15 protein-coding genes are annotated in these 14,984 nt (G+C 64.5%); 5 read left to right on the plus strand and 10 right to left on the minus strand.

Going from position 1 to position 14,984, the window contains the following annotated elements; translation table 11 throughout:
* Positions 1-32: 32 nt before the first annotated feature.
* On the minus strand, positions 33-428 hold the full coding sequence (locus GV068_RS24925) for a hypothetical protein (protein ID WP_201303261.1): 396 nt from the start codon (positions 426-428) through the stop codon (positions 33-35).
* 120 nt (positions 429-548) lie between these two features.
* Positions 549-998 carry a hypothetical protein gene (locus GV068_RS08525; RefSeq protein WP_159696914.1) on the minus strand — a complete coding sequence of 150 codons (450 nt, stop codon included), beginning with the start codon at positions 996-998 and terminating at the stop codon, positions 549-551.
* Between the two features lie 235 nt (positions 999-1,233).
* On the opposite strand from GV068_RS08525, the gene GV068_RS08530 reads away from it, so the two are divergent.
* Entirely contained in the window at positions 1,234-1,806 is a 573-nt protein-coding gene (locus GV068_RS08530) for a hypothetical protein (protein ID WP_159696915.1), read from the plus strand.
* Between the two features lie 65 nt (positions 1,807-1,871).
* Here GV068_RS08530 and GV068_RS08535 read toward each other — a convergent pair whose 3' ends face one another.
* The 6 genes from GV068_RS08535 to GV068_RS08560 form a co-directional block, all read right to left on the minus strand.
* A complete protein-coding gene (locus GV068_RS08535; RefSeq protein WP_159696916.1) occupies positions 1,872-2,663 on the minus strand; it encodes a peptidylprolyl isomerase in 792 nt (263 codons plus the stop codon).
* 80 nt (positions 2,664-2,743) lie between these two features.
* A complete protein-coding gene (locus tag GV068_RS08540; RefSeq protein WP_159696917.1) occupies positions 2,744-3,523 on the minus strand; it encodes a peptidyl-prolyl cis-trans isomerase in 780 nt (259 codons plus the stop codon).
* Positions 3,524-3,646: 123 nt separating this feature from the next.
* Complete coding sequence (locus GV068_RS08545) at positions 3,647-3,925, minus strand: BolA family transcriptional regulator (RefSeq protein WP_159696918.1); 279 nt, start codon at positions 3,923-3,925, stop codon at positions 3,647-3,649.
* Complete coding sequence (locus GV068_RS08550) at positions 3,915-4,556, minus strand: septation protein A (protein ID WP_159704760.1); 642 nt, start codon at positions 4,554-4,556, stop codon at positions 3,915-3,917. Before GV068_RS08550 ends, GV068_RS08545 begins: the two co-directional genes overlap by 11 nt.
* Before the next feature lie 15 nt (positions 4,557-4,571).
* Positions 4,572-4,967 (minus strand): peptide-methionine (R)-S-oxide reductase MsrB, encoded by a 396-nt coding sequence (msrB, locus tag GV068_RS08555; protein ID WP_159696919.1) that lies wholly within the window; start codon positions 4,965-4,967, stop codon positions 4,572-4,574.
* Between the two features lie 17 nt (positions 4,968-4,984).
* Positions 4,985-6,436 (minus strand): YdiU family protein, encoded by a 1,452-nt coding sequence (locus GV068_RS08560; RefSeq protein WP_267874545.1) that lies wholly within the window; start codon positions 6,434-6,436, stop codon positions 4,985-4,987.
* 225 nt (positions 6,437-6,661) lie between these two features.
* Here GV068_RS08560 and GV068_RS08565 point away from each other — a divergent pair, with 225 nt between their 5' ends.
* Together GV068_RS08565 and GV068_RS08570 are read left to right on the plus strand one after the other, a co-directional pair.
* Entirely contained in the window at positions 6,662-8,326 is a 1,665-nt protein-coding gene (locus GV068_RS08565) for a 3-(methylthio)propionyl-CoA ligase (protein ID WP_159696920.1), read from the plus strand.
* A gap of 25 nt (positions 8,327-8,351) precedes the next feature.
* Positions 8,352-9,677: an amidohydrolase gene (locus tag GV068_RS08570; RefSeq protein ID WP_159696921.1), complete on the plus strand. Its 1,326-nt coding sequence runs from the start codon at positions 8,352-8,354 to the stop codon at positions 9,675-9,677.
* Between the two features lie 185 nt (positions 9,678-9,862).
* Here GV068_RS08570 and GV068_RS08575 read toward each other — a convergent pair whose 3' ends face one another.
* Both GV068_RS08575 and GV068_RS08580 read right to left on the minus strand, forming a co-directional pair.
* Complete coding sequence (locus GV068_RS08575; protein ID WP_159696922.1) at positions 9,863-10,012, minus strand: hypothetical protein; 150 nt, start codon at positions 10,010-10,012, stop codon at positions 9,863-9,865.
* A 318-nt stretch (positions 10,013-10,330) separates the two neighbouring features.
* The gene (locus GV068_RS08580; protein WP_159696923.1) at positions 10,331-11,053 is read right to left on the minus strand and encodes a hypothetical protein; all 723 of its coding nucleotides are present in this window, start codon (positions 11,051-11,053) and stop codon (positions 10,331-10,333) included.
* Positions 11,054-11,194: 141 nt separating this feature from the next.
* Between GV068_RS08580 and GV068_RS08585 the strand changes: the two genes are divergently transcribed.
* Together GV068_RS08585 and GV068_RS08590 are read left to right on the plus strand one after the other, a co-directional pair.
* Positions 11,195-13,282 carry a 3-hydroxyacyl-CoA dehydrogenase NAD-binding domain-containing protein gene (locus GV068_RS08585; RefSeq protein ID WP_159696924.1) on the plus strand — a complete coding sequence of 696 codons (2,088 nt, stop codon included), beginning with the start codon at positions 11,195-11,197 and terminating at the stop codon, positions 13,280-13,282.
* A 107-nt stretch (positions 13,283-13,389) separates the two neighbouring features.
* Entirely contained in the window at positions 13,390-14,937 is a 1,548-nt protein-coding gene (locus GV068_RS08590) for an ATP-binding protein (protein ID WP_159696925.1), read from the plus strand.
* Positions 14,938-14,984 lie beyond the last annotated feature (47 nt).

Below are 14,984 nucleotides of genomic sequence, written 5' to 3' on the forward strand. Positions count from 1 at the left end.
CTCGGAGGCGCTTTTTTCATGTCTGCAGAGGCTCAGCTGCCCCAGATCGGCTCGTCCGGGGTGCCGTTGCCGCCAGGCGTACCCGGGGTCTTGCCGGCGCCCGCACCGGCGCCGCCGAGTGTGCCGCCGCCGGCACCGCCGCTGTCATTGGCACGGCCGCCGCCACCGCCAGTGCCGGTATCGCCACCGCCACCGCCGCCGCCCGTTTCCGGCCGGCCAGCGCTGCCGCGGCTGGTCTGCGCGGCGCCCGCGGGCATGGCGTTGGCATCAGGCGGGGAGGGCAGGAAGTCGCCCGCCTGGCTGTCGCCGCCATGGGCGCCGCCCGTGTAGTGGCCGGCGTTCGACTGTACCGCGCCCGCGCCCGCTTGCTGGGGCGGCACCTGGTATTGCCACAGCCCGCCTTGCTTGTTCGGTTTTTCCTTGTCCATGCTGTCCTCCTGTTGGAACGATCGCCAGATAGATGGTAGTCCCATCTGGCGGGCGTTCAATAGGACCAGCGAGCAGGCGTGCGTAGGAGAGGGCGCAGGGCTGCTCGAGCCAAGGGAGGATCAGGACCGGTCGGTACCGGCCGAGCCGCTCATGTTGCCGTCCGCATTGCTCGCCATGTCCGGCGGGCCGCCGGCCGCGCCGCCATTGGCCTGGGCTTCGCGGCTGGCCTGGATGCCGCCCAGGGTAGCGCCGGTGGGGTCGGTCGCGCTGCCGGCGCCGCTTAGTGGCTGTCCTGGCGCATTGACGTTGCTTTCCGGCGGTGCGCTGACGATCCCGCCGCCATGTCCCGCCGCATTGGCTGTGTAGTGTCCCGCATTCGATTCGGCGGCGCCGGCCCCGCTACCTGGCGGCGGCACCTGGTAGCGCCAAACGGGCTCCGCCGACTGGTCGCTGCCTGCGCCGGAGCCCATCGGTGCGCCGGCTGCGCCCGGCAAGGACATGTCTTCGCCCGGACCTTCGCGACCGCCGTCGAGTGCTTTTCCGTCCTGATTCCGTTTATCGGTATTCATGATGGTCTCCTGTGTAGTTGGCCTTGTAGACGATCTTAGTCATCCGGGCAGGAGATTGAATAGGCGCACGTTCCGCGCCGGCGTAGGAGGGGTCTGAACCCGCAGCTGCATTCAGGAAAAATTTCTATGAGAATCAAGCGTTTGCAAGGATGAGTTCACGCAAGGCTTGATGTCGGCCTCAGCGCATGATGAAGCTAAGGCGGCCTGGGCCGTCTCAACTTCCACGGAGGAACACATGATTGTCCGTTTCCGCTCGTCGCAACTTGCCGTTCGACTCATCCTCGCCGCGGGCCTTGTGCTCGGCATCGGCATCAGTCCAGCCGTGTCGGCGCAGGAAATCATGCGAGCGCCTGCGGCGGTCGCCTGCGACAACCTGCTGCTGGCCGAGGGCGCCACTCCGGAAGCGCTGCTGGCCGACTGCACCTGCCCGCCGAAGGGCTGCGTGCGCACCCAGGGCTACTGGGGCAACAAGCCGGGCGTGGTCTGGCCCAGAGGATATAGCCGCAACGCGAGCTTCTTCCGCAGTGGGCTCACCTGGCAGCAGGTGCTCGACAGCCCGGTACGGGGCGACGCCTACTTCATCCTGGCCCACCAGTACATCGCGGCGGTGCTGAATATCGGCGCCGGCGCCTCGGCGCCGAACAGCCTGCGCTCGATCGTGCTCGCGTCCGGCGCCTGGTTCGCCAGCGCCGTGCCCGGCACCTGCGTCAAGGGCGCCTGCCAGCTGCAGCGTTCCTGGGGCAGCGTGCTCGACGAGTACAACAACGGCGACTATCCGGGAGCGCCGAAGCACTGCGACGAGGACTGAGCGGCATTCTCGCGACGAAAAAAAAGCGCTCCCTCGGGAGCGCCTCTTCGATCGGCAAGTCGTGCTTACTGGATCTTGGCCTTCTTGACCAGGCTTTCGCGGTACTGCGCCAGCTGACGCTGCTGCAGCTGTTCCGCGACTTGCTGCTTGACTTCGTCCAGGGCCGGGATCTTGGCTGCGCGCACGTCTTCCAGCTTGATGACGTGGAAACCGTACTGGCTCTTCACCGGGGTGTCGGTGATGGCGCCTTTTTGCAGCGAGACCATGGCTTTCGAGAACTCAGGCACGTAGTTGGCCGGGCTTGCCCAGTCCAGGTCGCCGCCGTTGGCCGCCGAACCGTCTTTCGACTGGGCCTTGGCCAGCTCGTCGAACTTGGCGCCGCCCTTCAGCTTGGTGATGATGGCCTTGGCTTCGTCTTCGGTCGCAACCAGGATGTGGCGTGCGTGGTATTCCTTGTCGCCAACCTGAGCCTTGTAGCGGTCGTACTCGGCCTTGATCTCGGCGTCCTTGATCGGGTTCTTCTTGACGTAGTCGGCCAGCATCGCATTGATGATGATGCTCTGGCGGGCGTTGTCGATGGCTGCCTTGACGTCGGCGCGGCCGCCGATGCCTGCCTTGTCGGCTTCCTGGATCAGGACTTCGCGGCCGATCAGGTCTTTCTTGATTGCGTCACGCAGCTGCGGCGAATCGGTGGCGCGGCCTTGCGCGACCACTTGCTTGACCAGCTGGTCAACCTTTGCCGCCGGGATGGGCTTGCCATTGACGGTGGCGACGTTCTGCGCGAATGCAGGCGCGGCGAGCATCGCGGTCACGGCCAGGCTGATTGCCAAAGACAGGCGGGCTTGCTTCAAAATCATTGTTAAGTCCTATCTAAACACGAAAAGTTCGCCGCGCGGCGGCAAGAACCGGTGCCGTCAAGCACCGGCGGTAGTACATCTTACTGCACCTTTGCCTTTTTGACCATTTGCTCACGGTAGGCCGCGAGCTTTTGCTGGGCGATGGCATCGGCGATCTGCGGCTTGACTTCTTCCAGCGCCGGCAGCTTGGCCGCGCGGGTGTCGTCCAGCTTGATGACGTGGAAGCCGTTGGCGGTCTTCACCGGCTTCTCGGTGACGGCGCCTTTCTGCAGGCCGGTTAGACCGGCGGCGAATTCAGGGCCGAAGGAGGCCGGGACTGCCCAGTCCAGGTCGCCGCCGGTGTTGGCGGTGCCGGTGTCCTTCGACTGCTTGGCCAGGTCTTCGAACTTGGCGCCGCCCTTGATCTTGGCGATCACGGCGTTCGCTTCGGCTTCGGTATCCAGCAGGATGTGGCGCACGTGGTATTCCTTGTCGCCGGTCTGGGCCTTGAACTTGTCGTACTCGGCCTTGATTTCAGCGTCGGTCACCGGGTTCTTGGTGATGTAGTCACGGGCCAGCTGGTTGACGACGATGGCCTGGCGGGCGTTGTCGAGCGCCTGCTTGACTTCCGGCTTCTTGTCGTAGCCCTGCTTGATGGCTTCCTGCATCAGCACTTCGCGGGCGATCATTTCCTGCTTGATCGCCATGCGCAGCTGCGGCGAGTCCTCGCCCTGGCCGGCAGCGACCAGCTGCTTGACGGCTTCGTCAACGCGCGAGGTCGGGATGGCTTTGCCGTTCACGACGGCGAGGTTCTGCGCAAAGGCAGGTGCTGCGGCAACGGCGATCAGAGCTAACAGCAGGCGTGCTGGCTTAAAAGTCATTTCTGGAATTCCTGTGGAGGGATGTGCTTGGACGAGATTTGATTAGTTCTTGTACTTCAAGTTCTGGTACTTCGCGTTATAGATTGTCGGCCACTATTCTTAAAGCTGACTGAAATGATGAGTTCAGGACTGTTCCGAGGGCGTCTGGGCAGTAATGGCCAGCGCATGGATTTCGGCCTTATTGATCATTTCGTGAACGGCATCATACACAAGACGATGGCGCATGACCAGCGTGAGGCCCTGGAACTTGTCGGACACGATTTTCACGCTGTAATGGCTGCCGCCCGAGGCGGCGCCGGCGTGCCCGGCATGCAGATGCGAGTCGTCGGTGATCTCGAGCACGGACGGCGCAAGTTCGGCCTGCAGGCGCTCGCGCAGGCGTTCGGTGCGGTTAGCTTCCATTTTGAGCGTCCTCCTGGATATGTTTGGACAGGAACAGCGATTGGATGATGATGAAGGCAAACAGGATGCCGGTGATGCCGAACAGCTTGAAACTGACCCAGGCGCCGGTATCGCTACGGAAGACCACGAAGGCCATCAAGAGGTTCAGCAGCCCGAGCCCGACGAAGAAACCGATCCAGGCGTACAGTACGCGATTCCAGACCGCGTCCGGCAGGTTCATCGCGCCGCCGAGGGCCGTGCGCATCAGGTTCTTGCGGTAGATCAGGTGGGCCAGCAGCAGGGCGGCGCCGAAGGCCCAGTACAGGATGGTCGGCTTCCACTTGATGAAGGTGTCGTCGTGGAAGTAGATGGTGGCGCCGCCGGCGACCACGACCACGCCCAGCGACAGCCACAGCATGCCATCGACCTTCTTGCGGCGCGCCAGCAGGTAGACGATCTGCAGCACGGTGGCCAGGATCGTCACCGCGGTGGCGAGCAGGATCGGCGACTGCGAGGCCGGCACCGCACCGCCCGAGATCAGGAAACCGAGGTAGTCGGTAGTCAGGCCGTGGGCCCATTCCTGGTTGTTTTCGCCATACTTGTAGATGCCGAAGAACAGGATCACCGGCAGCATGTCGAACAAGAACTTGATCATATCTGTACTTTCTTAGAGCGGCTCGAAACGCATCGCGGCGGAATTGATGCAGTAGCGCAGGCCGGTCGGCGGCGGGCCGTCCGGGAACACGTGGCCGAGGTGGGCGTCGCAGACCGCGCAGATGATCTCGGTGCGCACCATGCCGTGGGTGCGGTCGACCTTCTCGATGACGTTGTCCGGGTCGAGCGCCTTGAAATAGCTCGGCCAGCCGCAGCCGGAATCGAACTTGGCGTCGGATTCGAACAGCGGGGTGTCGCAGCACACGCAGTGGTAGATGCCGTGCTCATGGTGGTCCCAGTACTTGCCGGTGAAGGCGCGCTCGGTCGCCGCGTGGCGCGTCACCTGGTATTCCATCGGGTCGAGCTGTGCGCGCCATTCGGCGTCGCTCTTGGTCACTTTGTCGTTCATGGTCGTCTTCTCGGGTCTCAGGAAGAGCAGCTCACTTCGAGGTGGGCTGCCCAATCGGGCGGCAGGGCCGCATAGGATTCGTTCTCGGGCTGTTCGTCGAAGGGGCGCTCGAGGATGGCCAGCAGCTTGTGGACGCCGCTGTAGTCGCCATTCTGGGCCTGTTCGATGGCGGTCTGGGCCAGGTAGTTGCGCAGTACGTATTTCGGGTTGGTGCGGTGCATGGCGGCGCGGCGAACCTCGTCCCGGCTGTCTTCCGCTTTCAGGCGCGCGCGGTACTGGACGGCCCAGGCGTCGAAGGCTTCGCGGTCGAGGAACAGGTCGCGCAGGGGCGCATCCTGTTCTGGGCCGCCTTCCACCTGGAGATCGCCCAGGCGCCGGAAGAACAGCGTGAAGTCGGCATGGTTCGCCTGCAGCAGCTGGAACATGGCGTCGAACAGGGCGCTGTCGCCGTCGCGCGCATCGAACAGGCCGAGCTTGGCGTGCAGCAGCTCGTCCAGCCGGGCGCCGAAGGCGGGGCGGTAGACATCCAGCGCTTCCTCGGTGTCTTCGGGCGTACCGATCAGCGGCAGCAGGGCGTTGCCGAGGGCGTAGCAATTCCAGTGGCCCACCGGCACCTGGTTGGCATAGGAATAGCGCCCGCCCTGGTCGGTATGGTTGCAGATGTGGTTAGCATCGAACGCTTCCATGAAGCCGAAGGGGCCGTAATCCAGGGTCAGTCCCAGGATCGACATATTGTCGGTGTTCATGACGCCGTGCATGAAGCCCACCGCCTGCCACCCCGCGATCATGCGCGCGGTCCGGCGCGTCACCTCGGCAAGCAGTTCCTTGTAGGGATTGGCGGCGCCGGCGAATTCCGGGTACCAGTTCTTGATGACGTAGTCGGCCAGCAGGCGCAGTTCGTCCTGCTTATTACGATAGTGCCAGTGCTCGAAGGAGCCGAAACGCACGAAGGTCGGCGCCATCCGCGTCACCACCGCGGCGGTCTCGACGGTTTCGCGCATCACGCGCTGGTGCGAGCCGGTCAGCATCAGGGCGCGCGTGGTCGGGATACCGAGCGCGGCCATCGCCTCGGAGCACAGGAATTCGCGGATCGAGGAGCGCAGCACGGCACGGCCGTCGCCCATGCGCGAATAGGGCGTCAGGCCGGCGCCCTTGAGCTGAACTTCCATCGAACCATTCGCGGCCGGCAGGTCGCCGAGCACGATCGCGCGGCCGTCGCCCAGCTGGCCGGCCCAGACGCCGAACTGGTGGCCGGAATACACGGCGGACAGCGGCTGCGAGCGCACCGCCACCTTGTTACCGGTGAAAACGTCGACGAAATCCTGCTGCGCCAGGGCTTGCGGATCGAGTCCCACCAGCGCTGCCGCGGGAGCGCTGGCAGCGATGAAGTAGGGCGACGGCAGAGGCGTCGGCATCAGCCGGGTATAGAAGGCCGGCGGCAACTCGGCGAACGAGTTGTTGAATGGCAGTTCGTCAGCAGTAATGGTCGTTCCTTCGCTTATGCATCTGGTATTGGCAGGATTCTACCGTACCGGGCAGATTCTATCGGCGCACGCCTGTTTCCAGCCACCGCGCATAGGGGCGATACGGGCTAGGGCGAAGCTTGCTGCGGCGCGTCATCGATTCCCGTTGACGGAGCGTAAGTCAACAGTTGACACTGCACTGTTTGTTGCCAATATGCTCATGGAGTCCCGATGACCGCCGCTTTGCCTGCCTACCCGACCAGCCCCCTGATGGGGCAGATGATGGACCAGCCCCTGCTGGTGTCGAGCATCATCGAATTCGCCGCCCGCCATTATGGCAGCAGCGAGATCGTTTCGCGCCGCGTGGAAGGCGACATCCACCGCTACACCTACCGCGACTGCGAGCTGCGCGCCCGCCGCATGGCCCAGGCACTGCAAGGCCTGGGCGTGGCGATGGGCGACCGCGTCGCGACGCTGGCCTGGAACGGCTACCGCCACATGGAACTGTATTACGCCGTGTCGGGCTCGGGCGCGGTGCTGCACACCATCAACCCGCGCCTGCACCCGGAGCAGATCGCCTACATCATCAATCACGCCGAAGGCCAGTACCTGTTCTTCGACATGACTTTCCTGCCCGCGATCGAGGCGATGGCGCGCCACTGCAAGACCATCAAGGGCTATGTCGCCATGTGCGAGCGCGCCCACATGCCGAAGGAAACCACCATCCCGATGCTGCTGTGCTACGAGGATCTGATCGCGTCCTCGTCCGGCGATTACGTCTGGCCGCAGTTCGACGAACGTTTCGCCGCGGCCCTGTGCTACACCTCGGGCACGACCGGCAACCCGAAGGGCGCGCTGTATTCGCACCGCTCGACCGTGCTGCACGCCTACGCCTCGGCCATGCCGAACGCGCTGAACGTGTCCGCTGCCGACACCGTGCTGCCGGTGGTGCCGATGTTCCATGTGAATGCCTGGGGCCTGCCGTACTCGGTGCCGCTGTCCGGCGCCAAGATGGTGTTCCCGGGCCCGGCGCTGGACGGCAAGTCGCTGTACGAGCTGTTCGAAAGCGAGGGCGTGACCTTCTCGGCCGGCGTGCCGACCGTCTGGCTCGGCCTGATCAACTACGTCATGCAGAACGAATTGCGTTTCTCGAGCTTCCGCCGTACCGTGATCGGCGGCTCGGCCTGTCCGCCGGCGATGATGGACGCCCTGATCGACAAGCTCGGCGTGGAAGTGGTGCACGCCTGGGGCATGACCGAGATGTCCCCGCTCGGCACCGCGTGCACGCTGTTGGGCAAGCACACGACCATGTCGCCTCAGGAGCAGCGCGCCGTGCTGCGCAAGCAGGGGCACGCGATCTACGGCGTGGACATGAAGATCGTCGACGACGACGGCAGCGAGCTGCCCTGGGACGGCAGTACCTACGGCCATCTGCTGGTGAAGGGGCCGTGGGTGGTGTCGGGCTACTTCCGCGGCGAGGGCGGCGACGTGCTGCAGGATGGCTGGTTCCCGACCGGCGACGTGGCGACCATCGACCCGGACGGCTACCTGGCGATCACTGACCGCAGCAAGGACGTGATCAAGTCCGGCGGCGAGTGGATCGGCTCGATCGACCTGGAGAACATCGCCATGTCGCACCCGGCGGTGCTGCAGGCGGCCTGCATCGGCGTGGCGCACCCGAAGTGGGCCGAGCGCCCGCTGCTGGTGGTCGTCAAGCGGCCCGGCACGGAGCTGTCGCGCGAGGAGCTGCTCGGCTTTTACGAGGGCAAGGTGGCGAAGTGGTGGATTCCGGACGATGTGGTATTCACCGAGGCTCTGCCGGTCGGCGGCACCGGCAAGATCCAGAAAAACAAGCTGCGGGACGCATACGGCGAACATCGCCTGCCGACCGCCTGAGTTGACTACTGCCTGAATGAGAACGATGAAAAAACTGCTTCCCCTGCTGCTCGCAGCCGCCGTACTGCCGGCCGGTGCGTTCGACGCGCCAAACGATCTGTCGAAGGCCGTTGCGCGCGACTATGACGCCCACCTCGAGTCGCTGCTCGACTACTTCCACCGCAATCCCGAACTCTCCTTCCTCGAAGTAAAGACGGCCGCGCGCCTGGCCAAGGAGCTGCGCGCCGCCGGCTTCACGGTAACCGAAGGTGTCGGCGGCACCGGTGTGGTCGCGATCCTCAAGAACGGCCCGGGCCCGCTGGTGATGATGCGGGCCGACATGGACGGCTTGCCGATGATCGAAAAATCGGGCCTGCCGAACGCCTCGACCGCGACCCAGAAGGACATGGAAGGAAACGTGACGCCGGTGGCGCATTCCTGCGGCCACGACATCCACATGACCAGCCTGGTGGGCACGGCGCGCCGCATGGCCGCGGAACGCGCTAACTGGTCGGGCACCTTGATGCTGATCGGGCAGCCGGCGGAAGAGCGCATCGGCGGCGCGCTCGCGATGATGAAGGATGGCCTGTACAAACACTTCGGCAAGCCCGATTACGCGCTGGGCTTCCACGTCAAGGCGGACATGGCGGTGGGGACGGTGCTGGCATCGGAAGTCTCGCCTTACTCGGGCGCGGACACCGTCGAGATCGCGATCAAGGGCGTGGGTGCGCATGGCGCCCAGCCGCACCGCGGCAAGGATCCGATTGTGCTGGGAGCGATGATCGTGATGGGGTTGCAGACCATCGTCAGCCGGGAACTCAGTCCGCGCGAACCCGGCTTGATTACGGTCGGGTCATTCCACGGCGGGACCAAGGCCAACATCATCGGCGACAACGCGCGGCTGCAGCTGACCGTGCGCAGCGAGAATCCGAAGACGCGGGCGCTCCTGCTCGACGGTATCAAGCGCATGGCCGAGAACACGGCGCGCGCGGTGGGCATGTCGGAGTCGGAGCTGCCGGAGGTGAAACTGGTGGATACGCCGGCGCCGCCGGTGGTCAATAACGTCGATCTGGTGCGGCGCTTACAGGCTGCGTGGACCAAGGAGCTGGGCGCCGGCGCCATTGGCGCGGAGGAGTTCCGTGAGGGAATGGGGTCGGAGGACTTCCCAATGTTCGTCACGGATCCGTATATCCCGAGTGTGTATTTCACCGTGGGCGGGACGGCGGTGCAGGACATCGCCGCGGCCAAGGCGGGCAAGCTGCGGTTGCCGAGCCATCATAGTCCGCTGTTCAAGGTGGAGCATGGGCCGGCAGTGCGGATGGGTGTTGAGTCGACGGTGGTGGCGCTGAAGGATCTGATGCGCAAGCTTTAGCAGCTGCCGATTGCGTTCGACCGCTCGAACATCGGGTCGTGTAATTCAGCGGGCAGAACGGCTGTAAGCCGAGTGCAATACGGATGCGTTCTTGGCAATCGTCGAGGAAGTAAGTGCCTTCGGCATCCTAGTGTCCGTTGCTTCACCCGCATCGAAAAGTTGCCTCCTAGTCGGTGGCGAGGTAATCACTCCTTCGTGTTCGAATCGTAGGGATAGAAGTTGATCGCATATCCATAGGGCTCCGGCCGAGCGGGCGCAGTAATCTCACCGCCGGCATAGATTTCAATCTCTTTGAAAATCCGGAATCCAGCTCGTTTGGCGAACAGGCGGGTCATGTGGGCTGCCTCCTCGGACGAGGACGCCCATAATTTCATGCTGAGTACGGCATGACCTGGACGCCCTCCGTACTCTTGGGTCGTTGGCCCCGCGAGCCCATCTGTGAGAGTGACGTAGTGATTCAACGTGAGAGGAGCCTTGACAACGCCAGCCGGGCTGACATTGCTGACTGTGTGGTTGCACCCGGATATCAGTGAGAGTGATGCAAGCAAAATGCTAGCGACAAGGGCGACTCGGTTCATGGAAGGCTCGAGACACGTGTAGTCCGCGGCCCTGTCGCAGCTAGACACGTGCCAAGACTGGGATCCTGGTTCATGTCAGCGCGGTAGCATGTGCCGGAAGGTTGGCTCGATGTTCAGGGCGTGCAGGTGGCGCACAATGTCTTCCAGCGTCGCGTCCTTCAGCAGTAGCCCGTCCGGTGGCGCTGCCAGCGGCGCCAGGGTAGAAACCGCTTCACGCGGGCGGTGCATGGCCGCCATCGCTTCCTGCAATTTCGTGGTGCCGATGCTCTCGAGCCCCTCGAGGAAGGCCAGTTGTGCGGCCGCGGGCGGCGCCATCTCCAGTCCTTCCTCTCCAGCGAACGACGCGCCCATGCCCGGATGGATGAAGGCGGCCCACTTGCCGGTTGCCTGGTGCAGGCAAGGCGGCAGCTCGACCGTGCTGTCGGCGTGCAGAGCCAGTTCCGGGAAATAGGCGGTGCGCAGCAGCGACAGGAAGCGGCGCACGTCGGCCACCGGCACCGGCTCCAGGAGCGAGATCCACAGGCGGAAGCTGTTGCCGCCCGTGATGCTGACGGCAGGCGCCGGGAAACCGAGCTTCTCCTGCAGCGCGTTGGCGACCTCGCACAGCTGGGTCCAGTGGCGGCTCTCGTCCCCGGGCACGCGCGGGAAGTCGATCACGATAGCGCGGGTCAGGCCCTCGTTCGAGACCAGCGGCACGGCCTGTGTCTGGCCGCCCTGCAGCTGGGGTTCCAGCGCGGCGGGCACGATTGTCCCCGGCATGAGATAGAGGCGGATCAGTTGGGCGATCATTTTTTCCATGTGCGGCATTGTATGCGAGTGCGGACCCGATATTCTGGCATACCGGAAGCCGCCAGAAAATAATACGGACGTACTTTTATTTGATGTATAGTTAAGAAGATTGGCAGCACCCAGCACCACTTATAAGGAGAAGGAAGAGACATGAGCGCCGACTACACTGTGCAAGGCAGCGTTGCCGTTGTGACCCTGAATAATCCGCCGGTGAACGGCCTTGGACTGGCGACGCGCAGCGCCGCCGTCGATGCGATCCGAAAGGCCGAAGCCGACCCCGCCATCAAGGCGATCGTACTGACCGGCGCCGGCAAGGCTTTCTCGGGCGGCGCCGACATCCGCGAATTCAACTCGCCGAGGGCCCTTACCGAGCCGACCCTGCACACCCTGATCCGCGTGGTCGAGGACTGCAGCAAGCCGGTGGTCGCCGCGATCCACAGCGTCGCCATGGGCGGCGGTCTGGAACTGGCCCTCGGTTGCAACTACCGCGTCGCGCTGCCGGGCGCCCAGATTGCGCTGCCGGAAGTGAAACTCGGCCTGCTGCCGGGCGCCGGCGGCACCCAGCGCCTGCCGCGCGTGCTGGGCCTGGAGATGGCACTGAACATGGTGGTCTCGGGCACCCCGATCCCATCCGAAAAACTGGCGGGCACCGCGCTGTTCGACGAAGTCTTCCCAACCGGGACCGATCTGATCGCCGCCGCCATCGACTTCGCCAATAAGGTAGCCGACACCCGGCCGCTGCCGAAAGTCCGCGACCGCAAGGTCGACTACCCGAACCACGAAGCCTTCATTCAGTTTTCGCGCAATACCGTGAAAGCGATGGCCGGTCCGTTCCCGGCGCCGCTCGAATGCGTCGAGACGGTCGCCGCTTCCGTCACCAAGCCTTTCGAGGAGGGCCTGAAGTTCGAGCGCGAGCGCTTCCTGCACCTGATGCAGACCCCGGAATCGAAGGCGCTGCGCCACTCCTTCATGGCCGAACGCGCCGCCAGCAAGGTGCCGGACGTGCCGGCCGATACGCCGGTGCGCAAGATCGAGAGTGCCGCCGTGGTCGGCGCCGGCACCATGGGTGGCGGCATCGCCATGAACTTCGCCAATGCCGGCATTCCGGTGACGATCCTGGAGACCAAGCAGGAAGCGCTGGACAAGGGCCTGGCCACGATTCGCAAGAATTACGAAAACACCGTCAATAAGGGCAAGCTGACCCCGGAGAAGGCCGAGCAGCGCGTCAGTCTGATCAAGGGCACGCTGGCCGACGCCGACATCGCCCAGGCCGACATCGTGATCGAAGCCGTGTTCGAGGACATGGGTGTCAAGCAGTCGGTGTTCCGCCAGCTCGACGCCGTCATGAAGCCGGGCGCCATCCTGGCCTCGAACACCTCGACCCTGGACCTGAACCGCATCGCTGCATTTACCCAGCGCCCGCAGGACGTGATCGGATTGCACTTCTTCAGCCCGGCCAACGTGATGAAGCTGCTGGAGATCGTGCGCGGGCGCGAGACCGGCAAGGACGTGCTGGCAACCGGCCTGGCACTGTCGAAGAAGATCAAGAAGACCGGTGTTGTCTCGGGCGTGTGCGACGGCTTCATCGGCAATCGCATGCTGGAACAGTACCTGCGCCAGGCCTTCTTCCTGCTCGAGGAAGGCGCGCTGCCGGAGCAGGTCGACGGCGCCATCGAGAAGTTCGGCTTTGCCATGGGCCCGTTCCGCATGAGCGACCTGGCGGGTAACGACATCGGCTGGTACATCCGCAAGCGCCGCGCCATCGAGTCGCCGGAGATCGCCTATTCGAAGACCGCCGACCTGCTGTGCGAGCAGGGCCGCTTCGGCCAGAAGACCGGCGCCGGCTGGTACGACTACAAGGCGGGCGACCGCAAGGCTTATCCCTCGCAGCTAGTCAACGACATGATCGTCAAGCACTCGGCGGACATCGGCCTGGAGCGCCGTGCCATTTCCGATGCCGAGATCGTCGAGCGCCTGGTCTACGCGCTGGTGAACGAGGGCGCCAAGATCCTCGACGAAGGCATCGCGCTGCGCGCCTCGGACATCGACATGGTCTACCTGACCGGCTACGGCTTCCCGCTGCACCGCGGCGGCCCGATGTTCTACGCCGATTCAGTTGGCCTGTCGAACGTCCTCGACACCATCCGCAAGTACGCGCGCAGCCGTCACGGTGAATCCTGGACGCCGGCGCCGCTGCTGGAGCGCCTGGCAAGCGAGGGCAAAGGCTTCAACGGCTGACGCAGGGCCGCCCTGACACTGCGCGACGTCAGGGCGACCACATCGGTTGTTGGCATGATAAGATTCTTGGTAATCGTTGCTCTGTCCCCGATCGCCAACGTCTCAAGATGCCGACTTCGCCCGCCGAGAACCGGTCTGCACAAGCACATGTGCACCAGCTTGCTTCCGCTTTCCATCACACGGCCACCGACAGCCTGACGCAGGACAGCGGTATTGCATTTTATCGGCGTGTCGCCGAGTGCCTGCCGGGTGGCGTGGTGTTCGTGGTGGACCCGGACCTGCGCTACCAGCTTGCTGCCGGCGCCAGTCTCGACGCAGCCGGTTTCACTCCGTCCGATTTCGAGGGACGGTTGCTGAAGGACGCGGTTCCGGAAGAGGACTATCCCCACTACGAGCGCGATTACCTGACGATCCTCCAGGGCGGTGAGTTCACGCGCGAGCACGAGGTCAACGGCCTGAGTTTCGTTACCCACGGCGTTCCTCTGACTGACAAGGCAGGAGAGATCCTGGGCGCCTTGGTGGTCTCCTACGATATCAGCGATCGCAAGTCCGAGGAACGGCGGCTGCTCCTGTTCAAGGCCTTGGGCGTCGCGATCCGCGAAGCCGCCACGGCGGCGGACATCGAAACGAGCACGATCCGCTTGCTGCGGCAGTATTTCGGGGACGTCGAGTGTGCGCTGCTGGAGGTGGACGAGGACCGGTTGCAGAATATCCCTCCATGGCTCGACGAAGACTGCCTGGAGCAGCTGCTCGCGGAGCCGGCGCCGCAGGCCGTGTATCCGGCTGCCGGCCGCGCCGTGCTGGGGTGCTCTTTCACCAGTGACGGCAGGGTCGTCGGCATCACCGCCGTCTGCAGCGACGTGCCGCGGCCATGGAGCACGGCCGACCGGGAGTTCCTGCGTGAGGTCAGCGAGCGCGCGTGGGTGCACATGGAGCGCCTGCGGCTGGTCGCGGCGCTGCGCGAAGCGGACCGGCAAAAGGATCGCTTCCTCGCCGTGCTCGCCCATGAACTGCGCAACCCGCTGGCGGTCGTGCGCAATGGGCTGGACCTTCTGAAGATCGCCGGTCCGGCGGTCCCTCAGGACCGGGTCGTGCAGCTGATGGAGCAGCAATTCACCCATATGGGACGCCTGATTGAGGACGTCCTGGACGTCTCGTATATCTGTCACGGTCGCATGTCTCTGCACTTGGAGCGCGTATCGCTGTGGCAGGTGGTGGAGTCGGCCGTGGAGGCGGCCCGCCCGGCGGCTTCGGCCAAGCACCAGCTGCTGTCATGCAGCGAGGACTGCGACGAGCTCGCGGTGGAGGCCGATCCGGATCGCCTGACGCAGGCGATCGCCAACATCATCACGAATGCCATCAAGTATTCGCCGGCCCGGACCGACATCCGAGTCGACGTGCGGCGCGAGGGTGACCGCGCACTGGTCGCAGTGAGCGACGACGGCATTGGGATGTCCGTGGAAACGCGCCAGCGCCTGTTCGACCTGTTCGCCAGGGGCGACGACGCGGAACTCGCCAGGGCCGGCGCCGGCGGCCTGGGGGTGGGCATGTGGGTCACGCGCCAGCTGGTCGAAGCACATGGCGGCACGATTCACGCGAGCAGCCAGGGCGTCGGTCAGGGCAGCACCTTCACCATCGCGCTGCCGCTTCCCTGAGGCCCGGCGCGCATGGTGCGCGCACCGGGTGGCCGGCATGCATATAC

Origin of the sequence: Massilia sp. 9I (assembly GCF_902506415.1) — a bacterium.
GTDB lineage: Bacteria > Pseudomonadota > Gammaproteobacteria > Burkholderiales > Burkholderiaceae_D > Telluria.